The organism is Tautonia marina, assembly GCF_009177065.1.
Taxonomy (GTDB): domain Bacteria; phylum Planctomycetota; class Planctomycetia; order Isosphaerales; family Isosphaeraceae; genus Tautonia; species Tautonia marina.
In genome coordinates this window covers 163460-185698 of the sequence record NZ_WEZF01000001.1, presented here as the reverse complement: position 1 = coordinate 185698, position 22239 = coordinate 163460, and the positions used below count along the sequence as shown (strand labels likewise).

The following is a 22239-nucleotide window of genomic DNA, read 5'->3' as shown; positions in this document are numbered from 1 at the left end:
CCCTCACCCGGCCTGCGGCCCCGGCTCCCCCGCGAGCCGGGGTGAGGGAGACCATGCCAGCCCATAACGAATCGCGTTTCGGGATCTCGCCGTCGTTCGAATGACCTTCGTTTTGCTTCGATTTTTCAATCGAACACACCTTCAATCCCCAATCCGGTCCCTCAAATGTCTCCGACCAGCCCTCGAACCTATCGCGCCGGTACGCTGAAGGAGGCCCTGTCGAGGGTCCGCCGCGACCTGGGCGGTTCGGCGGTGATCCTGGGGACGCGAGAGGTGAGACGCCGACGGTTGCTCGGCCTGGGGGAACGGGAGCTGATCGAGGTGACGGCCGCTCCGCCCGAGGATCGGAACGGTCGGCCGCGGATCGCTCCGACTCGAGAGGACGCAACGGCTCGGCCCCGCCTGGCTTCGGTCGGCGTGCGGGAGGTCGATCCGCCGCCCCCGATCCGATCGGCGCTCGACGATCGGCTGGGCCAATTGCACGAAACGGTGGAGGAGCTGAGCCGCTCCGGAAGCATTGAACACCTGTTAATGGACGTGCCCGCCTGGCTGGCCACGACGTACGCCCATCTGCTCGACCTGGACGTGCCCGAGCCGATGGCCCGGCGGCTGGTTCGCGTGGTGGCCGACGCGGTTGAGCCGGACGAGGCGCACCAGCCGGAAGCCCTGGCCAAGGCGCTCCGCATTGCGGTCGCTCAGAGTCTTTCGATCGCTCCGCCGATTGCCGGTCTGCCGGGGGCCCGGCGAGTGGTGGCGCTGGTCGGCCCGACCGGAGTTGGCAAAACGACGACCGTGGCCAAGCTGGCGGCCAACGCCAAGCTGGCGCTCGGGTTGCGGGTCGGTCTGGTGACCGTGGATACGTACCGGATCGCGGCGGTGGAGCAACTGCGGACGTACGCCGAGATCATCGACCTGCCGCTGGCCGTGGCCGACGCGCCCGACCGGATTCTCGGCGCCCTTTCAGACCTTGGGCCGGTGGATCTGGCCTTGATCGACACGGCTGGACGCTCGCCGCGCGACGAGGTGAAGATCCGGGAACTGGCCGATTTTCTCGCAATGGCCCGTCCTGACGAAATCCACCTTGTCCTTTCGGCCGTCTCAGGCGAAAAGAGCCTCCACGCCGTGGTCGAGCGGTTCGCACCGCTCGGCTTCGACCGCCTGATCCTCACCAAGCTCGACGAGGCCGACCGCCTCGGAGCGCTCCTTGGTGTCGTTTCCCGAGCCGGCCGACCCGTCAGCTACCTGACCATCGGCCAGGGGGTGCCCGACGACATCGAGGCCGCCGACCGCGACCGCCTCGCCGCCCTGATTCTGGGGCAGGAGGTCGTGATCGGATGACGCAACCTCACACGCCGCCTTCACTCCCTGTTCCGTCCGGCTTCCCGAATCCGAGTTCCCGCCCGATCGGAAGCACGACTCACCCTGATCTCAACCCGCAGTCCGAGGGATCGCTCATGTCGGATCAAGCTGATGGTCTTCGCTCGCTGTTCAAGAATCGATCGACCCCTCCCGGCCTCCGCGCCGATCAGGCGGCGCTGCCCGCGCCGCCGCACAAGGCGCGAACACTGCTGATTACCAGCGGCAAGGGCGGGGTCGGCACCTCGAACCTGACGTTGAACCTTGCGGTCGCGCTGGGGGGGATGGGCCGCCGGGTCGTGCTGATCGACGCCGACGCGGGGCTGGCGAACCTCGATCTGCTGTGCGGGCTGGCCCTCGACCGCGACCTGGGAGACGCGATGGCCGACGACCGGCCGCTGGCGGGGACGATCGTTGATGGCCCGGAGTCGATCCGGTTCCTCTCGGGCGTGCATGCCGCTCGGGCCGGTGACGAGGCCGTGGACCACGCCCGGGAACGGCTGGCGGCCGAACTGCCCGACATTTCCCGAGAGACCGAGGCCGACTTCATTCTGATCGACGGCGGCTCGGGCCTTGGCCCAAGCGGCTCGGTGCTGGCCGACGCGGTCGATCAGGTGGTGGTGGTCGCCTCTCCCGAACCGACGGCGCTGGCCGATGCCCAGGCGGTCGTCGCCCGGTTGCGACGCCGCCCCGGTGGCGGCCCGCCGATCCGATCGGTGATCGGCCAGGCCCGATCGAGCGCCGAGGCGATCGAAGCGCTTGACCGCCTTGCCTCGGCCTGCCGGTCGTTCCTGGGGGCGGCCGTGCGGCCGATCGGCCCCGGGTTTGTCCGGTTCGACCCGAAAGTTCCGACGGCTGTGCGCCGTCGACGCCCGTTTTTGCTCGATGCCCCCGGCTGCGAAGCCTCTCGCTGCGTCAAGCGGCTGGCTCGCGCCCTGGCCGCCGAGGCCGACGAGGCCCTCGGTCTGGCCCCCCAACGTTCCGGGTTGCTGTCGGCCCTGACGGGCCGCAAGACGCCCAAAATGGCGGTTCGCTAAGCCGAACCCCGGCGTCGGGCCTGGAGGAGGATTGCCGAAGGGTGATCAGACTCGGGGCCTTGCCGTCGGATTTTCGCGGAAGCGATCTTGCCAAAAAAAGAATTGAGTGAGAGGTTCAAGCCGGTTCGACCGGTTGTCCGATAAAGAGCGTGAGAGCGGATCGTTCGGATTGAGTCGGAGGAGTGAAGTGACTTGCGGAGGATGGTTCGCGAGGTGAGACGGATACGGAAGGGGGTTGCACCCGACTGGCCCGTCGAACTTCGTGAACAGGTCTGGCCCGCGGGTCCCCTCACGGTTCGATTCGAACGCTTCTCCCGCCCCGATGCCCCGCAGTGGCGGGGTGGAATTGGCGGGCTGACCCCGGCGGCCAGGACGGCGCCCGGGCCTCTCCGCAGACCCCCGACGGAGGTCAAGGATGACAGCCAAGGTGGACGTGGATGTCGCTGAACTCTGGCGACAATTCAAGGAACACCCGACCACCGACCTGCGGAACCGGCTCGTTGAGCGCTATCTGCCGCTGGTCAAGTACAACGCCGAGCGTATCTGGCAGCGCCTGCCCGAGGGGGTCGATCTGGACGACCTCATCTCCGCCGGCGTGTTCGGCCTGATGGACGCCATCGACGCCTTCGACCTGAACCGAGGCGTCAAGTTTGAAACCTACTGTGTCCCCCGCATCCGCGGCGCGATGCTCGACGAGCTGCGCACGATGGACTGGGTTCCTCGGCTCGTTCGAGCCAAGGCGACCAAGATGGAGGAGGCTCGCAAGGCGCTCGAAGCTGAGCACGGCCGCCCCCCCACCGATCGCGAGCTTGCCGAAAAACTCGGCCTGAGCATGGCCGAATACGAAAAAATGGCCATGGACGCCAACGCCGTCGGCCTTATCTCGCTGAACAAGAAGTGGTACGAAACCGACAGCTATAAAGACGTTCGAGAAATCGACATTCTCGAAGATAAGAAGGGTGAAGACCCCACCGGACGACTTCAGCGCAAAGACCTGATGCGCATGGTCACCAAGGGGCTGAACCGGAATGAACGCCTGATTATTATTCTCTATTATTATGAAGAACTGACGATGAAGGAGATCGGCGCGACGCTCGACCTGTCCGAGTCGCGGGTCTCTCAGATGCATTCCTCGATCATTCAGCGGCTTCAGTCGCAACTGAACGGCCGCCGACCCGAGTTTGGCACCTGACCCTTCATCCCCCTTGGTTCCGGTCTGAATCTTTAAATTTCCCGGCCGATGCGACCTCCGAACCTCGGCGGCCCCCATCGGTCCCGTTCTCATCCTGATCCTTCCCGCAGGCCCCGCGAGATGGTGCTCCACCCAGAGCCCCTCGCGGGGCCTGTTTTGGTACGTGGCCGGATTATCTTGGGGGAATGGTTACCCCGAGTGCAACGAATTGAGATGGGAAGAAGGTCATCAATTGATTATCGGCCATGAGGATCACGAGCCGTCTGCCGTCTTCCAGATCCGGCCCGAACGCCATCCCCTCCAGATTCGTCGGAAGGAAGCCCTCAATCGTGCCGAGGTCGAGCAGCAGTTGCTTGCGGACGGGCACCACGTCGTCTCGCTCGGTGAGGGACGCGACCCCGAGGACGTTTGTCGCTCCGGTAAGGGATGCCTCGTAAAGACGGACCGTGAAGCCGGAGCCCGTGGAGAAGGAGCGTTCGAGGGCGAGCCATCGCGTGCCGTCGATCGCGAGCAATTCCACGAGTCCCGCGACGTTCGCGCCGGTCTTGCCGACGATGGCATCGGCGTGATACACGAATTCGGCAACGGGCATTCCTGAATCCGTGTCGAACCGCACAATCCGGCAAGGGGAGCCACGCTCGACGCTTGCCGCCGGTCCATCCTGATGCAGGGCGTTCTCGGTGGCCGTGTCGAGGAAGCGGCCTCCCGGCGTGGTCGTTAACGACTCGAAGGCGAGGTTGCTCCGCACCCCTCGGCGCGGTTGCAAGGCCGGCAGATACGCCTCGGGCACCTCCATGCTTCGGCGATACCGGCCGGAGGTTCCGTCGAACCGATCGACCGACGGCGGCACCGGAGGGGAGGCGTTCGGCATTCCCTCGGCACTGATGAAAAGATCTCCATTTGGTCCGAGCGCGATGCCTTCCGCATCGACCGATCCTTCCGGCACGCGCGATCCATCGGCTCGGGTCAGTTCCAGGACCGATTCCAGGCGGACTCCGCCCTGGTTAAGCTTCCCGTCTTCGAGCGTGGCGGAGAGCCGATAGACCCGCGGCGCCGGCATTCCGGGGCCGCCTTTATCGTCGGAGATGGCCAGATAGGTTCCGGTCGCCTCGTCGAACACAAGTCCCGAAAGCCCCCCGACGCGTGTTCCCTCGACGGTGGCGTTTCCGGGCAGGGTTGCCTGGCCGAGAAAGGCGACGTCAGGGACGATCGGCGGGTCCTCGATGGGGACGGCCCAGACCTGTCCCGAAATCGCAAGGAGCATCGCAACGGCAACACGGTCGCATCTCATGAGGAGTCCTCGATCGCTTCGTGCTGATTCCAAAAGGGGCTGGGCTCGAGCGACATTGATCGTACCCAGCCTGAGCTTCGTTGCGATCACGGCGCGATTTCTCGCGTCATGCCCCCGCACCGGGGCGGCCGGCGACCTCGCGGACGCGACCGCGCTGGCGGCGGGAGGCGATGGCGTTGACGGCGTTGATATAAGCGAGGGCGCTGGCTTCGATGATGTCGGTCGAGGCGGCCCGGCCGCGGAAGTCGTGGGCGTCGCTTTCGACGGCGAGTTCGAGCGTGACCTCGCCCTGGGCGTCCTTGCCGCGCGAGACGCTGCGGATGGCGAAGTCGTGCAGCGAGGCACGGACGCCGGTCACACGCTCAACGGCCTTGAAGATGGCATCGACCGGCCCGGCGCCGATGGCGGCGTCCTGGACGATTTCGCCAGCGGGGTTGCGGATGCAGACGGTGGCGGTGGGCAGCGTGTTCGTGCCGGTGGTCGTCTGTACGCTGATCAGTTCCCAGGCCTTGGGCACGTCGTCGCCGATCTGCTTCTCGATGAGGACGGCGAGGTCTTCGTCGTAGACTTCTTTCTTCTTGTCCGCCAGAGCCTTGAAGTCTTCGAAGACGGCGTTGAGCTGCTCCTCGGTCAGATGGAAGCCGAGTTCGATTGCACGGTCCTTCAAGGCGTGGCGGCCGGAGTGCTTGCCCAGAACGAGGTCGGTTTTGGGCACACCGACTTCCTCGGGCTTCATGATTTCATACGTCGAGCGCTCTTTCAGCATGCCGTCTTGATGGATGCCGGATTCGTGAGCGAAGGCATTGCGGCCGACGATTGCCTTGTTGCGCTGTACGGCGAGGCCGGTGATGGTGGTGAGCAATCGGCTGGTCGGGAAGAGACGCTCGGTCTTCACACCGGTATCGACGCCGTAGAAATCCTTGCGGGTGCGCAGGGCCATGACGATTTCTTCGAGCGCGGCGTTGCCGGCACGCTCGCCGATACCGTTGATGGTGCATTCGACCTGCCTGGCCCCGGCCTCGACCCCGGCGAGGCTGTTGGCGACGGCCATTCCCAGGTCGTCATGACAGTGAACGCTGATGATGGCTTTCTCGATGTTCGGCACGCGTTCCTTGAGGGTTCGGATCACGCGGGCGAACTGGACCGGGGTGGCGTAGCCGACGGTATCGGGAATGTTGACGGTGGTTGCCCCGGCGTCGATGGCAGCCTCGACCACGGCGCAGAGGAAGTCGATCTCGGTTCTCGCGGCGTCTTCGGGGCTGAACTCGACATCGGGGCAGTAGCCGGCGGCACGCCTGACCCCGGCGACGGCGCGTTCGATGATCTGCTCGGGGGTCATCCGCAGCTTGTGCTCACGGTGGATGGCCGACGTGGCGAGGAAGACGTGGATGCGTCCTTTCTGGGCGTACTGGATCGCCTCCCAGGCGCGGTCGATGTCGCGGTCGTTGCAGCGGGCAAGGGCACAGATGGTCGGCCCGGCGACCTCGGTGGCGATGGCCCGCACGGCTTCGAAGTCGCCGACCGAGGCGATCGGGAACCCGGCCTCGATGATATCGACCCCGAGGTCGGCCAGCGCCCGGGCCAGTTCGAGCTTCTCGGCGTGGGTCATACTCGCGCCGGGAGATTGCTCGCCGTCGCGGAGCGTGGTGTCGAAGATCCGGATTCGTGCGTCGTCGGCCATAGGGGGGCCTATCCTCTCTCGTCGTGCTCGAAGGTATTGGATTGGAAACGATCCAAAGCAAGGCCGGCGGGGTCGATCGAACCGAACCAAAAGGCAGTTGCGGAACGCAAAAAAGCCCCGAGATCCACCGGCCGGGTGGGTCTCGGGGCTCCGTCGAGTCTCGTGTCCTGTGCGACTCGTGCCGACGACGCTCCCTAGTCCCCCACCCGGCCTGTAAGCAACAGGTCGAGTGCCAGGCTCAGTCGAAGGCCCAGCAGTAGGATGGCGGGAGACATGGGCATGCGTGTTCCGTTTGAGAATGATGGTCAGAGCGAAGCCGATCACTTTGCGCAGCACCAGCACTGCAATGGATCGTACGGGTGGCCGGTCGCGATCGTCAACTCCAAAAAAAAATCGAACGCCCTCGATCCTCACCCCATCGACGCCACCGGCTCCTCACATCGGGCGAGGGGCCGAAACCTACTGGGGCAGCGGCATGAGCTGCATGGTTACCACTTTCCACTGATCTCCCACGCGAGCCCGGACCTGGACAAACTTCAAGAAGTCGCCCTGTTCCACGTTCAGGGCGAAGCGCCCCTGAATCAACAGCAGATCCGGGGTCAACCACCGCGCCAGTTCCACCGTGTTGCGTGAGCGATGGGAGGGATCACGATCCTTGAAAAGCTCGGCATACCCTTTCTCGATCTCTCGCCGTCCGCTGGTGGTCTCGATCTCGAAATCGGCCGACTCAGACGATTGTTTGATGAGGATGACCTGACTCTGCTCAAGATACGTGTCTGCCATCGCCGCGGCGTCTCGCATGTCGAACAGCTTGGCACCGCGGTCCAGAACGTCCCGGGCCACGGCCAGGGCTTGGTCATCATTCTGGCCAAGCGCCACAGCTGGGCTCGCCAGGAGAATCACCGTCAGGAAACCTCGTGCCAACATGCTTCTGCTCCGTTGCTTGGGTTGGCTCGGAGCATCGAATCGTGCTCCAACGCCCCGGATCGGCCGGTGGGGGCCGTGTTCGGCGGATGCTCCAGACACACCGGCTCATCCCCATTACGAAGGTCGAAGTTCCCCGCGTCAAGCAGGGGTCGATGCGTGTCGGTCCCTCCCTCAGATCACCCCATTCGCTTCGTTCAAGATCAAGGCGAAATCATCTCGACACGCGCCAACATCCCTCGCGAGGCCAACTCCCCGATTCCCATCGCCGGTCAACTCGGGTCCGTCACGTGTTTCCTCGATCCGGAATGATCGGCGTAGGTCGGCCAGGTCGGCTCGTAGCCCTCAGCCGCCTGCAAGCCCCAGCTCGACCAACCCGGACGGGTGCCTCGGGCAAACAATTCCAGATACGGGCCGCTGGAACAGGACTCGATAATCGCATACTGTTCGTCGGGTTTGCGGCTGTGTTCCTGCTTGCGCGAGGCGAACAGGTTGACCTGCCTGCGTCCGGCCTCTCGGGTCCGGGCGTTCGGCCCTCGTACGCCGAACAGAAGCAGCTCGGTGACGTTGCGAAAATAAAACCCGACCCCGCGGCCGTCGCTCCCGCCGTCCTTGCGGACCTTGTGCCAGACGAGGTTCGCCTTGTAGCGAAACCCCCACGCCTGCAAGACCATCAAGCCGTCGGGCAAGAGCGCATTGGGAACCCACAAATAGAGATGTGCCGGTTCTTCGACCACCTGATCGACGGGCAAGGCGGCGATGGCGTCGAGGGTCATCGTCTCATACCGAGTCAGCCGCCGATGCTCGGGCGCGACCTTTCCCGTCCGGTTCTGAAACTGCCAGGGCGGGTCGGCCAGCACGGTCCGAAACCGGGTCGCTCCCGCAAACCCCCGCAGATCCCGACACCCTGTTTCCATCCGCCGAGCACCTCGGGGTCTTGATTCGTCTCTCCACGGTTGAGTCTACCTTACCACCCGCTCGTGTGAGGGCGCGTGATCGGTCGGCTCCGAAGGCAAGGCCCCCCCAACCCTCTCCCCACGTGCAGGGAGAAAGGGCCGGAAATCGGGTTGGATCAGATGGGATCGGCGGCCGAGGTGGGGGAGGAAGCCTCGGGCGGGCCGAGGTGGCGGTCGCGGGCGGCTCGGCGTCGGGAGCGGAGGGAGGGATCGCCGTCGTGCTCGCGTTGCTCCTCGCGGCGTTCCTCGGGAGTCATGCGAAGCTGGGCGTGGAGCCGACGGAACTGGATGGCGTAGTGAATCAGGCCGATGACGAGCATCGCCAGGCCGAACTGCAAGAGCGCCTGATGGACGGCAACCGCCAGGGAGCGGAGCATCGCCGAGCGATCTGAAGAGGCGGCCAGGGGATCGAACCGGCTCAGCAGCGATCGGATGACCCACCAGGTCAGCACGACGAGGGCCGTCGCCCGAAGCACGGTTCCCAGGGCCCGGCCGAGGCGATCGACGGGGGAGCCACCCCGCGCTCCGGGGCGGAGGCGAGCCGGATCGGGCACGGCGAGCGACGGGACAAACAGCCCGCCGAGCTGGAGTTGATGCGCCAGTAGCGACGCCAGGGCCGGAGCGACGAGCACCGCCAGCATCGGAACCGCCACCGCACTGATCGCCGATCGGACATGATGGGCAAACAGGCGGGGATCGGCCAGTCCGGGGGCATCGCCGGCCAACGATGCTTGCATCAGGCTGAGAATCCCGTCCATCAACGGGGGTCCGGAGGCTCCCAGGACCGCCACGGCCGCCAGGATGCCGACACTCGCGGTCAGCTCGGGGCTGTGGGGGACCATGCCGCGCTCTCGGGCCTCTCGGAGCCGGCGAGGAGAGGGCTCAAGATTGCGATCGTCGGACATGGCGGGAACCTCGATCGAACCAGGAACCCAGGGCGGATCAACGGCCGAGGCGCGATTGCCTCAGAAGCCACCGGGAAGGAGAGTGAGCCAGGCCGAGGCCAGGCCGGAGACGACAGAGGCCAGGCCGATCATTAGGAGAATCAGGCCGAGGGTGGCGCGAACCGAAAGCCAGGTGGTGAAGCTCGACAGGGCGGGAGCGCCTCGAACGAGCACCCCGACGGCGATTTGAGCCACGAGCAACGACAGAGCCACCGGAGCCGCCAGCCAGAGGGCCAGCCCGAGCGCCTGGCCGATCGTCTGGAAGACGGAGCGAACGACGTCGGTCGAGATCCCGCCGGCCAGTGAGGCCGCCACGCCCTCGGGGGCCAGCCCGAGGCCGTAGCTGTCGGCCAGGGCGATCGTCAAGCGGATCGGCCCGTCGATCGCGGCGAAGGCGGCCAGGGCGATCAGGCCAAAGAGGGTCGCCAGGGGAGTTTCCATCCCCTCGCCCGAGCCGGGAGTCAGGGAGGAGGCGGCCGAGAGCCCGGCCTGGGCGCCGATGACCTCGCCGGCCAAGCGGGCCGCGGCGACGATCAGGCCGGCCCCGACCCCAAGGGCGGCACCGAGGGCCACCTCGATGAGCACCGATCCGCCCAGGGCGAGCGAATCGTCGGGCGGGGCGATTCGAGGGCCGACAATCGGCACGACGGCCGAGGCGATCACCACAGCCGCGGCCAGCTTGGTGCGGAGGCCGGCTCCAGACGCCCCTGCCAGCCAGGCGAGCCCCCAGACCAGGCCGGCCGATCGGGCCAGGACCAGCACGAACGACGAGGGGGCGCCGATCATTTCGTGCAAGAGGTCGGGCATGCGAGTCTCAAACGATCAACGGACGAGCAGGGAAATCCCTCGGAACGGCCACGACAGCGAGGGGCGATCGGGTCAGAGCAGATCCGGAAAGCCCCCGAAGGCCAGCGCGGCGAAGTCGAGCCAGCGGGCCAGGAGCCAGGGCAGCAGGAGAACCGAGACGACGGCCACCCCGCCGAGCCGAGCAACCAGGCCGACAGTCGGCTCGTTCATCTGGGTCATGGCCTGACCGAGCGCGGCCAGGATGCCGATGAGCAGGGCCACCCCGAGCGGTCCGGCGGCGAGCAAGACGGCCACGCGGACCGCTTCGCGGGTGACCCCAAGCAAAACCGAATCGTCCATGACGGAATTCCTCCTCCTTGATGCCAGGAACGGACGCGGGCCGGATCACCCGACGGCGCCGGACGACCCCAGGGCGAAGGTCCGCAAGAGGCCATCGGCCACGAGCCACCAGCCATCGACCAGGACGAACAGCGCCAGTTTCAGGGGCAAGGCCACCTGCGTCGGGGGGAGCATGATCAGGCCGGTCGCCGCCAGGACGGCCGACACCACGAGATCCACCACCAGGAAGGGCAAGTAAATGAGGAACCCGATCCAGAGAGCCGTCGTCAGCTCGCTGATGAGGAACGCCGGGGCCACGACCCGTAGCGGAGGGGAGGCGGCGGGCGAGGCGTTTTCCTCGGTCTCCGAAGCCACGGTAGGCGAATCATCGGCGGCCTGGGCATGGACCGAAAGGGCATCGAGATAGTGAGCGTGGCCGGTTCGGTGGATCTGATCGAGCATGAAGGCCTTGATGGGTCCGGAGCCGACCTGCCACGCCTCCTCGACCGGCAGCTCGCCATCGGCGTAGGGGCGAATCGCGTCGCGATAGACGAGTTCAGCCGCGGGGGCCATCACCATCGCCGTCAGCAGGAGCGAGAGGACCGTGAGGACCTGATTGCCCGGCACCTGAGGACTGCCGATCGCCTGGCGGAGCAACAGCAAGACGATGTTGATTCGAACAAACGCCGTGGCCATCAAGACCGCCACCGGCGCAAGCGAAACGGCGGCAAAGAGCCCGACCGTGCGGGCGACGCGCTCGACCTCGGCCCGAGCGGTGGGGGGAGTGTCGGCCGTTGCGTCGCCCGACGGTGAGGCGGGGGTCTCGACCGCAGCGGCGGGCTGGACCTCGGCGTCGATCGAACCGACCTCGAAGTAGGTGGCCGGATCGATGCCGAGATCAATCCTCGCGGGAGGAGTTTCCGGGGTTGGGTCGAGCGAGGGCGTATCCTGCCCGGTCGCGGGGAACGAGGCTCCGACCAGGAGCAAGAGTATCATTCCGAAACGCAATCGAACGCGTCGTGATCGTTTCATGCGTTGTCCTCCCGTGCAGGGCCGTCGGCTCGAAGGGGTTCGGGAGGCGAGGCGGAGGGGTCAAGCTCTCCGAGCAAGGACGGGGCTCCCTGAGGGCCGACCCCGACGATCAGGGTCCGATCGCCGGCTCGAAGCAAGTAGACCGAGTGCCGACCCGTGAGGTGAGCCCGGCCGACAACGCGCAAGAGGCCCCCTGCCCCTCCCGAGGTTCTTCGGGTCCCGAGGACAATCCCGACGCCAACGATGGCCAGCACGGCCGTCAACGCGAGGCTGAACGTTGCCGGGTCGCCCAGGCCGACCCGACCCCGTAATGCCTCGGCGGGGGGTTCGGGAGGATCGGCCGCGGCATCTTGAGCCGGGAGCGTCGGGCCGAGGACCAGAACCAGGAGGAGCAATCGACTCAACCGAGCAATACGCATCGAACACTCACGATTGATAGCCTCTTGGCGTTCTCATGTGCCGTTCCGTCTGGGAATCCACCGTGTCGAAGGTCGCCGTGCCCCCACTCCCGACCTGCGGCAACCGGCGATTGGGCGAGGGCGGATCGTTCGGATCGCAAACGCGGAGGGTTTTCGCATCGGCCCCCTCACCCGGCCTGCGGCCACCCTCTCCCCCGCGAGCGGGGGAGAGGGGTACGTGCCGGGGACGAGAGAAGTGAGCGAACAGCGTGCTAGACGAAGATGGCCTCCCGGCCGGCGGGTTCGGGAAGGGTCAGTTGTCCGCGGTCGTGAAGGCGGCGGAGGTGCTCGGCCAGTTCGGCCTGGGCCGACTCGGCGTCGTCGAGCCGGAACGGGCCGAGGGCTTCCATGGTCTGGTGCAGGGCGGCAGCCGACTCGGGCGGCAGGGCCTCAAGGACCTTTTGCCGGACGGGTCGAGCGGCGCCGGCAAGGGCCAGGGCCCAGACGGTCGCGTCTTCGTCGTGGTAGGCGGTGCGAAGGTCGCGGTCGCTGAGTTTGACCACGTCGTCGAAGGCGAACCAGAGGCGCCGCAGGCCGAGGTCGAAGAACTCGTCGAGGACCCGGCGCTGTTCGACCGGGTCGATGCGATCGAGCCGGGCAATTTCCAGGGTGACGGCCTCGACGGTCGCGCGGTCGAGTTCGGCGAGGAGCTTCGAGGCGAGCGGTTGTTCCAGGCTGACGACGAGGATCGCCGCCTTGCGAATGGGGGGGATCGGATCGCCGCCGGGGCGATCGGTCGGCGAGAGGTGTTCAGGCCCGTCAAACGCGGACGTGCTCATGCGTCGGCTCCCTGTTCAACCCATCGTCGGAGAACGGCGGCGGCCGCCGAGGGATCACTCCGGACCAGTTCGCGGACACGATCGGCCGGGCCGGGGGCGTCGTCGTCTTGCATCGGGGGCAGATGCGGTCGGGAGGTTCCGGCCATGGCCGACGAGGCCCGCAAGGCCGGACGACGAGCGGAAAGCCAGCCGCTGGTCGCGGCAATCAGGGCGAGCCCCGCCACCCCCGCCAGCACGGCCGCAGGTACCCACCAGAGGGCCGCCTCCTGGCTCGTGTCGCGAGGAATGGAGCGCGGCTTGTCGGGTTCATTGGGCAACGGTTGCATGAGGATTTGCACACGCCCGAGCGATGCTTCGGGAATGACGTGCGCCACGATCGTGCGAACATAATCTTCGGTGAAGGCCACGAAGCGATCGAGGACGTCTTGCTTCGGCTCGCGGGCGTTGAGAAAGGCATCGTGCCGCGCCAGGTAGTACGAGGCGGGCACCTTGATCAGCACGTTCGCCCGGCTCGGGGGCGGCTCGGCGAGCAGCGGAGGAGACGCGGGGGCCGTCGATTCGGGTTCCGGATCGAGGGACATCGGGCCGTTCGGAACGACCTCGACGGCTACGGGCGGGGGGGAAGGGGTTGGTTCGAAGGTCGGGGCGTCGGCGTCGCGCGTGGGGACGACCGGAACGGGAGGATCGGCGTCGATCGGGGCATCGAGACGGACCTCGACCAGGGCGCCGTCGATGACGGGGGAGAGTTGCTCGGCGATGGCCGCTTCCCAGCTTCGGGCCAGGGCTTCGGCCCTCATGCCTCGGGCGAAGGTGGGATCGCCGGCCTTGAGCAGGGCGTCTCCGTGGGCGTCGATGATGGTGACATCGTCGGCCTTCAGTTGCGTGAAGGTGGCGATGACGTTCAGCACGCGATCGACGGTCGTGGGGGAGAGGGACTGGCCGCGGTCGGCCCGGAGGTGGACTCCGGCGCGGGCGGTTTCGGGTCGGGCGAAGGGACGGCCGGGTTTGGGCATCAAGACCACGACAGCCGACTGGATGCCGGGAATCTCCTGCAGGGCGCGCTCAATCTTGCGGGCCTCGGCGCGGAGATAGATCTCGGTCCGCTCGGTGGCATCGGCCATCAGCGGGGGCCGGGCCGGGTCTTCCAGTTCCTGAACGATGGAGCGGCGATCGAGCCCGAGCTGGTCGAGCACCTTGAGCGCCTCGGCGAGACGGGTGGGGGGAACGGAGACGCGGCCCCGGTCGTCGGCTTGAGCGTCGATTCCCTTGAGGGCCAGCTCGTTGAGCAGGGCCTCGGCCTGATCGGGAGGGAACGCCCGGCCCTGATCGAGCCACTCGGTTTGCTCGGCCCGGGGAGGGATCAGCGAGGAGGACACCAGGGCGATGATCGCCACAGCAATTGCCAGCGCGGCCACGCGGCGAGGTGCCTGCTGTCGATCGCGGAGCCAGCCCGAGAGCGTCTGGAGCCGCTCCCCTAGCCGACCCCTTCCGGACCCCGGAGCAGACCTGGCCCCGCCCGGCTCGCGATCTTCGCTCCGCATAATCGCCCCGCCCCCCTGTTTGCCCGATCCGCGGCGTGCGCGGCTCGAATCGAACCGATTCGGAGCCGAACCCTCCGATCGGATGCGACCATCGCGATGCCTCGGTGTCGATCGCGCTGACGGTGACCGGCAAGCGCCGACCGAGCACGATCTGGTCCGAGCGGAGCGAGTTATCCGACAAACCCCGGGTCTTGTCAATCGCGGGAGCAGCCTGGGGGCAAATGCGGGCGGGGCGGCCTCCCGGTCAGGAAGGCCGCCCCGTAGGTGCGGAATCAAGAGTGGGTCGCGTCATGCTCGATCACACAGCGAGAGGCACTGGTTCCAGAGCATCTCGATGCGATCGCCCGAAAGCAGGCGCCACGCGATTAGCGGGTGGTGCCGAACAGCGAGGAGCCGAGACGGCCGTAGGCGCTGGGGACAACCGGGGCCTCGGGGGCTTCGTCGGTTTCGACCGGAGCGGGTTCCATGACGCCAGGAGCGGCAGGAACAGCCTGGCCGGAGCCATAGGCCTGGCCGGTGCCGTAGACGGCGCCGGTGTACTGGGCGGTCGGGGTGACATAGCCCTGGCCGGTCGCATAGACATCGTGATGACCGTAGTCAACCACGTCGGTCGCGCAGCCCTTGTCGTGGTGGAGCATGCCGAGCAGGCCGCCACCAACGCGCTTCTTCTTCAGAACCCACTCGTACTCGTAGCACTTGGGCGGGATCTTCGGGAGAGAAATCTTGGGCAGGCAGATTTTCGGCATGCTGAGGTGAGGGAGCTTCAGCCCGCAGTGCTTGGGGGCCGGAGCGCAGTGATCGACATAGCCCTGGGCGGTGGGCAGAACACCCTGTCCGCTGGGGGCAACGTGCTGAGGAGCAGCCACGACCTGCGGAGAAGGCATCAGGCCGCCGTGGCCGCCAGCCAGTGCGACGCCACTCGTGGAGGCGAGAGCGAGGGCCAGGCAGACGCTCAAGGTCAAAATCTTCGACATGGGAGAACAATCTCCTCAAGAATTCAGTCTGCACGCAATCGAACAATGCCGATCGGTCGGTCGGCACGATCGCGTTGCAATTCGGTTCGAGATGGACTGGGACCTCACTCCGGCAGACGTTCCCGGCGTCTGGGGCCGACCGGCCCGACCGTGATGAAGGTCACCCCCTGGGGTCTCGATGCTCCCGAGTCCTCGCCGCGGCGATCCCTTGGCGAGCCACCCGTTGTATCGTCATCCCCGGGCAGTCCCTTGAGGTCCTTCGCCCTTTTCTGATAAGGGTTTAGGGCGAACGGAGATGCCGGTCGTCGCGGTCCGAAAGCCGCTTCCGCCTAGGCAAACTGTGACGCCCAACCAACCGAAACGACCGCTTGGACCGGAACGGCTTCGCTGTCGCGACCGGTCGTCTTTCGCCGATCCGTTGATCTTCTCCCAGCCAGGAGAGGCCAGATTCGTCCGTGGATTTCGTCCGCGGATCGGGAACCGTGGCGAGGGGGCCGCGCAAACGATCGGCCCCGACCTCACTGTCACTCGCGATGGCGAGCGTCTTGTGAGATCAAAGGGCCGAGGGTAGAGCGGATTGGTCTGGTCGGGTCTGGAGGCGTGGGAGCAGGAGAGATCAACGGCGGGGCGCAGGTGATCCCCGTCGGCCGTCGCCGGTTTCGGCCGAGGCAAGCTCATTGACCGGATCGACCCGGAGTAAGATCAGCTCGTTCCGATGGAGTTCGGGTTCGCGGTAAAGCTCGGTGACCTTACCCTGCAAGGCGGGGGAGAAGTGATCGTAGACACGGTCGCGGATGAGCATGTAGCTGGTCGATCGGCCGGGGTCGGCAATCCAGCTGAGCAACGTGTCGAGATCGCGCTGAATGCGAAGCTGGGGGTCCTGGATCAGATCACCGCGTCGGGCTTCCATGAGCAGATCGTGCGCGTCGTTGGTTTCAGGCTGGCTTCCGGGAACCGGGGCGAGGTTCCGATTGCGGAGGTAGAACCAGAGCCCCTCATCCAGCTCGTGAAAGAACATGACGGTCGACGCGTCGTCGGGAACGATCCGGTTGATGGTTGCGGCCAGCGGACGATGACTCTGATTCGAGACGACCGGCCGGGCAATGGCTCCATAGATAATGAGGACACTGCACGAGACCGCCCCGGCGATTGGGGCCAGGGCCATTCCTTCGGCCCCTCGACGCCAGGACCAGGCCGAGCCGAAGACTCCGAGGCTGACCACCACCGCCAGGCCGACCGCCGGAACGAGCAGGTCGGGGGCTCGCTGCGAGATGACCACCGGGGCGGCGCAGGCGATCACGAACAAAACCACCCAGGTCGACTGCACCATGAGCCTGGGGGCAACGGCTCCGGTCCGGGCCGCTCGGGCCAATCGCACCCATTCCGAACCGGCCAGCAGGGCCACGGCGGGCAGGCAAGGAACGTAGTAATTCGGCTTGGCCACCGACCAGGTGCTGAACATCAGCAGGTTGGCAAAGGCCCAGAGCCAGGCGAACCAGATGGTTGGTCGGGCCGATCGACCGCGGGCCGTGAAGGGGAGGGCGAGCGCCACCAGGGCCAGAGGGGTCCAGGGCATCGCCATCCAGAACCACTCGGCCACCAAGGGGGTCCGACGGCTGTGGTGCATCACACCGGCCGAACCGACCTTCTGCCCAATCTCCAGCCACCAGACGCTGAGGGCATCGAACCGAGCCAGGACGACCGGCACGGGCCAGGCGAGGCAGAGGCCCAGCATCAACAGGATCCCTCGCCAGTCGGCCAGCAATCGCATGCCCGGCCCGAAGCGGCGGGCCAGCATCAGATAGGGCAAGACGGTCAGGCCGACCAGGACCAGAATGACCGGCCCCTTGGTGAGAAACCCGAGCCCGAGCGCCGCGTACATGGCCAGAGTCCATCGGGACGACCCCGGCTCATCGGCCGGAGAGGCCAGTTCGGCCCCCTCCCGATCGCCGTGCAGGCGTCGCCAGGCAGCATAGAGGGCGAGCGTGGTGAAAAAGGCAAGCGGTCCGTCGTTGCCGGCCTGGCGATGCTCGCTGATCACATAGAAGGTGGTGCAATACGCTAGCCCTGCGGCAAGGCCGACCGATCGGCCGCCCATCCGACGGCCCAGCCCGTAGACGAGCAAGGTCACCCCGACGGCCGACAGGGCCGAGGGGAGCCGGACCATCATCTCGTCGCTCCGGCCACTCACGAGCATCAGGCTACCGCTGACCCAGCGAGGTAGGGGAGGCTTTTCGAGCCGGGGACGGCTTTGAATCTCAGCGATCAACCAGTGGCCGTGCTCGACGGTGTCGAGCGCCTCGGCCGCGGCCCGTTGTTCACGTTTTCCCCAGAGATCGACGGCGCCGAGCAACCCCAAAAAGGTCACCAACGAGGCGAAGGCCAGCACCAGTTCCGGGCCTCGTGAACGGATTCCACGCGATAAACGACGAAGCGGCATCGTGACTCGCCCTCCCTGGCCGTCGCAGACGCTGCTCAACCTGCCGCCCGCCGACAAGGCGCGAAGCGTGCCGGTTTCTCTGTGATGATTGAGGCACAATAGCCCAAGCCATCGCCTCGGACAAGGCGAACCGCTTCGGCAAAAAGGAGGGGAGCACGAGGGGTCGGCAATTCGAGTGTCAGTGAAGCGCTCCACTCGCTTTGCCTGTCTCGCATTGCGCCGATTGAAGAAAAAAAACCGGGAAGACAAGTCGCGCGGCCCGTGTTGACAGGGTCGCGGAACTTCGGGTATATCCCAGCCCCAATCAACCTGATCCGCGTCTCGCCGCTTTTTCGACGAGGCAGGACGCGACCGATCAGGTTGACGACGCCCTGGGCCGCGCACGTCGATGTTCTCGGTGTACCGCGGTTCGTCGAAGGGTGTCGGAAGGACGCACGGATGCGATGGCAAGGGGGCACCAACGGGCACAGGGATGGCCCGGCCCCCTTGCATCACGGCACCTGTCCACGTCTTTCAAGGTCTTTTTGCAAACGGGGATCGCGGCCCGACACACCGCTCGCCGTTTTTTCGAGCATCGACCCGTTGCGTCGAGCGTCTGTGATGATCGCCCATTCCGGCCGATCCCGACGCACCCGAAGCCGAATCATTCGTCCGCCATGGAAGGGGGATGGCCCCATGCGGCTCGCCATGACCAGGATTGTCGCGCCACCTCGCGCGCCTCATCGTCGGTTCGTTCGCGAGCGCACCGAGACCCAACCCCTTCCCCGAACGCCCGGACTCTTTCCCGGCGAGCCGGAGACCTGCCGCCGAAGCCTTCGGCACTTTCTGCCGGTGATGCTTCAGCTTGGGCTGCTGGTGGGGCTTGCCCATGTGTACAACCTTGAGGGGCGAGGCTTTCACCTCTTGCTGGCGATTGCGGCCGCGGCCCTTCCGGTTCACTACCTCTTGCCGTTTCGGTGGAAGAAACCCTTCTTCATCGGCGCCTCGATCGTGGGCCTGGTGTGGGTCTTCGGTGTCTCGACGGCGGTGGTGGTCCTGCCGATTGCTCTGGGTCTGATCGGCCTCTGCCTGACTCCCCTGCCCTGGCTGGCCAAGGTGGCCGGCGTGCTGGGCGTGGGGATTGGCCTGGGTCTGATTCAGGCGGGGGTGATCGAGTCGAGCTTGCCGTCGCCGGTCCTGCCGATTCTCGGCACTATGTTCATGTTTCGGCTGATCATTTTCCTATATGAGTTGAAGCATGCGCAGAAGGCCGAGCCCACGAGCGATGTGCTGAGCTATTTCTTCCTGCTGCCGAATTACTGCTTCCTGCATTTTCCGGTCGTTGACTACCGGACGATGCAGCGCGGGTATTTCTCGGGAGAGATTCACGCGGTTCAGCGTGACGGCCTGAAGATGATGCTGCGGGGATTCGTTCATTTGCTGCTCTATCGTCTCGTCTACCACGAGTTGTTGATCAGCCCCGATCAGGTGGCTGGACCCGGTAGCCTGGCACGGTTCCTCTCGTGCAATTATCTGCTTTACCTGCACGTATCGGGGCAGTTTCACATTGCGTGCGGCATGCTGCACCTGTTCGGGTTCAAGCTGCCCGAGACGCATCATCATTACTTGCTGGCGACGAGCTTCACCGACTACTGGCGACGGATCAACATCTACTGGAAAGACTTCATGGTCCGCGTCTTCTTCAATCCGGTGGCGTTCCGCCTGAAGCGCCGGCCGCAATGGCAGGCGCTGGCGGCGGCAACGACCGTGGTGTTCGTCGCCACGTGGTTCTTGCATGCGTACCAGTCGTTCTGGCTGAGCGGATCGTGGCACTTCAGCGTGCCGGATGCCCTGTTCTGGAGCATCCTGGGCGTCTTTGTGCTGATCAACGTGCAGCTCGACGCCCGGCGCTCGCGGGTTCGCCGCAAGGTGGTGACAGCACCTTCGACCTCGTCCCGCGTGCAAGACGGCCTGGTCCGCTCGGCGAAGGTGGCGGCGACGTTCGTCACCATCTCCTTGCTCTGGTCGCTCTGGACCAGCCCGAGCCTCGACGCCTGGTTGGCCATGCTGCGCCGGGGGTTGGGATCGTGAGCGCAACTCCTCGCCCTGCCGGTGCAATCTCGACGGGGACTCGTTCCCTTCGTCGCCAGTTCGCGCTGGCAGCGGCCCTGCTCTGCTGGGGATTGGCCCCCGATTCGTTCCGCCCCGGCGTGACCGATTCGTTCTTGCTTGCCGGGAAGAATTCGGTCGACCTCGACCGCATGGAGGCCGGCTACTATGAGCACCTGCTCGATACGGGACGACGGCTCGACGGTCAGTCGCTTGCGTCCGCTCCGGCCAAACCACCGCCGTTCAAGGCGACGGACCTGGCGCAACCGGTTGAGGATATGCGTGAGTGCGTCCTGACGCCGTCGTTCACGACCATCTTTCAACAGGCCCACTGGACGACCAATGCCCTTGGCCTACGCGACCAGGAGTACGACGCCGAGAAGCCGGAGGGGACCGTTCGAGCGGTTCTGATCGGCGATTCCATCGGCGTCGGCTGGGGCGTGCATGATGGCGAAGGGTTCGAGCCGAGGCTGGAACAGGCCCTGAACGCTCGATCGACCGTGGTCGGCGGCCCTCGGATTGAGATCCTGAACCTCTGCGTTCCCGGCTACTCGCCGGGCCAACGGCGCGAGCATCTGGAGCGCCTCGGCTGGCTGCTCGCGCCCGACCTGGTGATCGTGCAAGCGACCGCCGCCGACCTTGACTGGGACGAGCGGCGGCTCCGACGGTTGATGACCGCGGGGTTCGGCTGGGACATCCCGATTTATCAAGACGCCATCAACTCTGCCGGGCTAAAACCAGGAGCGAGCGCCAGGCAGATCAAGAACGGCCTGGAATCCGAGCGATTTCGGATTCTCTCCGACGTGTATCAGACGCTGGCCGCGGATTGCCGCGGCCGAGGGGTTCCGGTCGCCTGGATCTTGCTGCCCCGGGTGGGTCGATCGCTGAGCGAGTCGGAACGTCGGTCACTGGTGGACCTGGCGATCGCGTCGGGATTTGATCCGGTGATCGACCTGTCCGACGCCTTCGACGGCCTCGACCCGAACCTCCTGGCCATCGGGCCGGACGACTACCACCCGAACGCCGAAGGGCACGCCATCCTCGCCCGACACCTGGAGGAGGCCCTGGCCGACCGGCCGGGTGTCCCCTGGACCCAACCGAGCCGGCCCGGATCGGCCGGGGGAGCCGTTCACCGATGACCCGGAACCTCGCCGTTCGAGCCCCCTTGCTGTCGGCCCTGCTTGTCTCGGCTGCCCTGCTCACCCTGGGCCTGATCGACTGGCCGGTGGGTCGAGCGCGCACCGCCATGCAGAGCTTGCGATCGGCCGAGGCCAATCGGGCCGACCGCGAAGCCAACGCGGGCGGCTATTACGAAGGGCTGATCAACCGTGGTGATCCCGAAGACCGGGCCACGGACGAGGTCGCCTTGCGCCTGCTGGGCAAGCCCGGTCGATGGGTCAGCTTTCACGACATGGGAGCCACCCACTACATTCCCGACTCGTTCATTCAGTTCCAGCTCTATCCGAATATCCGCAAGCCGGTTTTCGACCATGTGTTCACCACGAATGAGCATGGATTGCGGGATCTGGAAGGCTATCAGGTCAGCAAGCCTCCCGGAACATTCCGAATCGTCCTGCTGGGCTCATCGATCGATATGGGCTGGGGCGTCGATGTGGCGGGGACCTACGAAAACTGGCTGGAAGAATGGCTCAACGCTCGCGCGGTGAAGATTGGGTTGGATCGCAAGTTCGAGGTTCTCAATTTCGCCATGGCCGCGCATGGACCGGCCCAACGGCTGGAACGATTCCGCACCTTCGCGGCCGATTTCGATCCGGATCTGGTGCTCTACTCGGGCACGATGCTCGACCCGAGGCTCTCGGAGATTCACCTCTGCGATCTCCTGCGCTATCGGGCCGACCCGACGTACGATTTCGTCAGGGCGATTCTTGACGTGGCCGCCCTGACCGAGGACGATTTGGCCCTCGACCCCGAGGGCCGGCTCAGGCGGCGCAGCCGCTTGAAGGCGAAACTGGCGCCGCACCTCTGGACCCTCTGTGACGGCGCGGTCGGCACCCTTGCCTCCGAGTGTCGTGCTCGGCGGGTGCCCCTGGTCTACCTCATCATTCCTCGGGCCGGTCTGTCGGACCTTCCCGGCGACCGGGACGAAGGGGTGAACCGGCACCACGAAATGGCCCGCCGTCATGGCATTCGGCAGCTCGACCTGACCGGAGCGTTTGACGACGAGGACCCGTCCTCGCTCGCGCTTGCTCCGTGGGACGACCACCCGAACGCCGAAGGCCATCGCTTGATCTTCCTCGAACTGGCCCGCGCCCTCGTGGCGGATCGCGAGCTTTCGAAGCTCTTGCTCGAGGCCGAAGGCGGGGGACGTTTGCTCTCAGAGCCTCCGCTCGCCAATCTCGACGAGAACTGACCGAAATCGCGGTGCCTGGGCCCTTGCCGATCGGGATGATCGGCATGCAA

General features: G+C 66.0%; 19 protein-coding genes. 6 read left to right on the top strand and 13 right to left on the bottom strand.

Annotated elements, in window-relative coordinates; translation table 11 throughout:
- Positions 1-165 precede the first annotated feature (165 nt).
- From flhF to GA615_RS00745, 3 genes are all read left to right on the top strand, one after another.
- On the top strand, positions 166-1338 hold the full coding sequence (flhF, locus tag GA615_RS00755) for a flagellar biosynthesis protein FlhF (RefSeq protein ID WP_152049348.1): 1173 nt from the start codon (positions 166-168) through the stop codon (positions 1336-1338).
- A 116-nt stretch (positions 1339-1454) separates the two neighbouring features.
- Positions 1455-2393, top strand: a complete 939-nt coding sequence (locus tag GA615_RS00750; protein WP_161602088.1) for a P-loop NTPase — start codon at positions 1455-1457, stop codon at positions 2391-2393.
- A 415-nt stretch (positions 2394-2808) separates the two neighbouring features.
- Positions 2809-3585 (top strand): FliA/WhiG family RNA polymerase sigma factor, encoded by a 777-nt coding sequence (locus GA615_RS00745; protein ID WP_152049346.1) that lies wholly within the window; start codon positions 2809-2811, stop codon positions 3583-3585.
- Between the two features lie 172 nt (positions 3586-3757).
- Here the strand turns inward: GA615_RS00745 and GA615_RS00740 are convergent, their stop codons facing one another.
- From GA615_RS00740 to GA615_RS00680, 13 genes are all read right to left on the bottom strand, one after another.
- Entirely contained in the window at positions 3758-4876 is a 1119-nt protein-coding gene (locus GA615_RS00740) for an esterase-like activity of phytase family protein (RefSeq protein ID WP_152049345.1), read from the bottom strand.
- A 106-nt stretch (positions 4877-4982) separates the two neighbouring features.
- Positions 4983-6557: a 2-isopropylmalate synthase gene (locus GA615_RS00735; RefSeq protein WP_152049344.1), complete on the bottom strand. Its 1575-nt coding sequence runs from the start codon at positions 6555-6557 to the stop codon at positions 4983-4985.
- A 459-nt stretch (positions 6558-7016) separates the two neighbouring features.
- On the bottom strand, positions 7017-7484 hold the full coding sequence (locus GA615_RS00730) for a hypothetical protein (RefSeq protein ID WP_152049343.1): 468 nt from the start codon (positions 7482-7484) through the stop codon (positions 7017-7019).
- A 269-nt stretch (positions 7485-7753) separates the two neighbouring features.
- Positions 7754-8398, bottom strand: a complete 645-nt coding sequence (locus GA615_RS00725; protein WP_152049342.1) for an MT-A70 family methyltransferase — start codon at positions 8396-8398, stop codon at positions 7754-7756.
- Between the two features lie 155 nt (positions 8399-8553).
- Complete coding sequence (locus tag GA615_RS00720; RefSeq protein WP_152049341.1) at positions 8554-9342, bottom strand: EscU/YscU/HrcU family type III secretion system export apparatus switch protein; 789 nt, start codon at positions 9340-9342, stop codon at positions 8554-8556.
- A gap of 60 nt (positions 9343-9402) precedes the next feature.
- Positions 9403-10188 carry a flagellar biosynthetic protein FliR gene (locus tag GA615_RS00715; RefSeq protein WP_152049340.1) on the bottom strand — a complete coding sequence of 262 codons (786 nt, stop codon included), beginning with the start codon at positions 10186-10188 and terminating at the stop codon, positions 9403-9405.
- A gap of 72 nt (positions 10189-10260) precedes the next feature.
- Entirely contained in the window at positions 10261-10527 is a 267-nt protein-coding gene (locus tag GA615_RS00710) for a flagellar biosynthetic protein FliQ (protein WP_152049339.1), read from the bottom strand.
- A 45-nt stretch (positions 10528-10572) separates the two neighbouring features.
- On the bottom strand, positions 10573-11538 hold the full coding sequence (locus GA615_RS00705) for a flagellar type III secretion system pore protein FliP (protein WP_152049338.1): 966 nt from the start codon (positions 11536-11538) through the stop codon (positions 10573-10575).
- Complete coding sequence (locus GA615_RS00700; protein WP_152049337.1) at positions 11535-11957, bottom strand: flagellar biosynthetic protein FliO; 423 nt, start codon at positions 11955-11957, stop codon at positions 11535-11537. Before GA615_RS00700 ends, GA615_RS00705 begins: the two co-directional genes overlap by 4 nt.
- 251 nt (positions 11958-12208) lie before the next feature.
- Positions 12209-12775, bottom strand: a complete 567-nt coding sequence (locus GA615_RS00695; RefSeq protein WP_152049336.1) for a FliG C-terminal domain-containing protein — start codon at positions 12773-12775, stop codon at positions 12209-12211.
- On the bottom strand, positions 12772-14316 hold the full coding sequence (locus GA615_RS00690) for a hypothetical protein (protein ID WP_152049335.1): 1545 nt from the start codon (positions 14314-14316) through the stop codon (positions 12772-12774). The genes GA615_RS00695 and GA615_RS00690 overlap by 4 nt, the downstream gene beginning before the upstream one ends.
- Positions 14317-14681: 365 nt before the next feature.
- Complete coding sequence (locus tag GA615_RS00685; protein WP_152049334.1) at positions 14682-15290, bottom strand: hypothetical protein; 609 nt, start codon at positions 15288-15290, stop codon at positions 14682-14684.
- A 616-nt stretch (positions 15291-15906) separates the two neighbouring features.
- A complete protein-coding gene (locus tag GA615_RS00680; protein WP_161602087.1) occupies positions 15907-17730 on the bottom strand; it encodes an ArnT family glycosyltransferase in 1824 nt (607 codons plus the stop codon).
- Positions 17731-18405: 675 nt separating this feature from the next.
- Between GA615_RS00680 and GA615_RS00675 the strand changes: the two genes are divergently transcribed.
- From GA615_RS00675 to GA615_RS00665, 3 genes are read left to right on the top strand one after another with little or no spacing between them, the layout of a single operon-like run.
- Positions 18406-19800: a hypothetical protein gene (locus tag GA615_RS00675; protein WP_152049332.1), complete on the top strand. Its 1395-nt coding sequence runs from the start codon at positions 18406-18408 to the stop codon at positions 19798-19800.
- On the top strand, positions 19797-20957 hold the full coding sequence (locus GA615_RS00670) for an SGNH/GDSL hydrolase family protein (RefSeq protein WP_152049331.1): 1161 nt from the start codon (positions 19797-19799) through the stop codon (positions 20955-20957). The genes GA615_RS00675 and GA615_RS00670 overlap by 4 nt, the downstream gene beginning before the upstream one ends.
- Entirely contained in the window at positions 20954-22189 is a 1236-nt protein-coding gene (locus tag GA615_RS00665) for an SGNH/GDSL hydrolase family protein (protein WP_152049330.1), read from the top strand. The genes GA615_RS00670 and GA615_RS00665 overlap by 4 nt, the downstream gene beginning before the upstream one ends.
- The last annotated feature ends 50 nt before the right edge of the window (positions 22190-22239 follow it).

Bases quoted from the DNA above. Each gene is read 5' to 3' on its own strand.
- flhF (WP_152049348.1), top strand. From the start codon at position 166: ATGTCTCCGACCAGCCCTCGAACCTATCGCGCCGGTACGCTGAAGGAG.
- GA615_RS00750 (WP_161602088.1), top strand. From the start codon at position 1,455: ATGTCGGATCAAGCTGATGGTCTTCGCTCGCTGTTCAAGAATCGATCG.
- GA615_RS00745 (WP_152049346.1), top strand. From the start codon at position 2,809: ATGACAGCCAAGGTGGACGTGGATGTCGCTGAACTCTGGCGACAATTC.
- GA615_RS00740 (WP_152049345.1), bottom strand. From the start codon at position 4,876: ATGAGATGCGACCGTGTTGCCGTTGCGATGCTCCTTGCGATTTCGGGA.
- GA615_RS00735 (WP_152049344.1), bottom strand. From the start codon at position 6,557: ATGGCCGACGACGCACGAATCCGGATCTTCGACACCACGCTCCGCGAC.
- GA615_RS00730 (WP_152049343.1), bottom strand. From the start codon at position 7,484: ATGTTGGCACGAGGTTTCCTGACGGTGATTCTCCTGGCGAGCCCAGCT.
- GA615_RS00725 (WP_152049342.1), bottom strand. From the start codon at position 8,398: ATGGAAACAGGGTGTCGGGATCTGCGGGGGTTTGCGGGAGCGACCCGG.
- GA615_RS00720 (WP_152049341.1), bottom strand. From the start codon at position 9,342: ATGTCCGACGATCGCAATCTTGAGCCCTCTCCTCGCCGGCTCCGAGAG.
- GA615_RS00715 (WP_152049340.1), bottom strand. From the start codon at position 10,188: ATGCCCGACCTCTTGCACGAAATGATCGGCGCCCCCTCGTCGTTCGTG.
- GA615_RS00710 (WP_152049339.1), bottom strand. From the start codon at position 10,527: ATGGACGATTCGGTTTTGCTTGGGGTCACCCGCGAAGCGGTCCGCGTG.
- GA615_RS00705 (WP_152049338.1), bottom strand. From the start codon at position 11,538: ATGAAACGATCACGACGCGTTCGATTGCGTTTCGGAATGATACTCTTG.
- GA615_RS00700 (WP_152049337.1), bottom strand. From the start codon at position 11,957: ATGCGTATTGCTCGGTTGAGTCGATTGCTCCTCCTGGTTCTGGTCCTC.
- GA615_RS00695 (WP_152049336.1), bottom strand. From the start codon at position 12,775: ATGAGCACGTCCGCGTTTGACGGGCCTGAACACCTCTCGCCGACCGAT.
- GA615_RS00690 (WP_152049335.1), bottom strand. From the start codon at position 14,316: ATGCGGAGCGAAGATCGCGAGCCGGGCGGGGCCAGGTCTGCTCCGGGG.
- GA615_RS00685 (WP_152049334.1), bottom strand. From the start codon at position 15,290: ATGTCGAAGATTTTGACCTTGAGCGTCTGCCTGGCCCTCGCTCTCGCC.
- GA615_RS00680 (WP_161602087.1), bottom strand. From the start codon at position 17,730: ATGCCGCTTCGTCGTTTATCGCGTGGAATCCGTTCACGAGGCCCGGAA.
- GA615_RS00675 (WP_152049332.1), top strand. From the start codon at position 18,406: ATGCGGCTCGCCATGACCAGGATTGTCGCGCCACCTCGCGCGCCTCAT.
- GA615_RS00665 (WP_152049330.1), top strand. From the start codon at position 20,954: ATGACCCGGAACCTCGCCGTTCGAGCCCCCTTGCTGTCGGCCCTGCTT.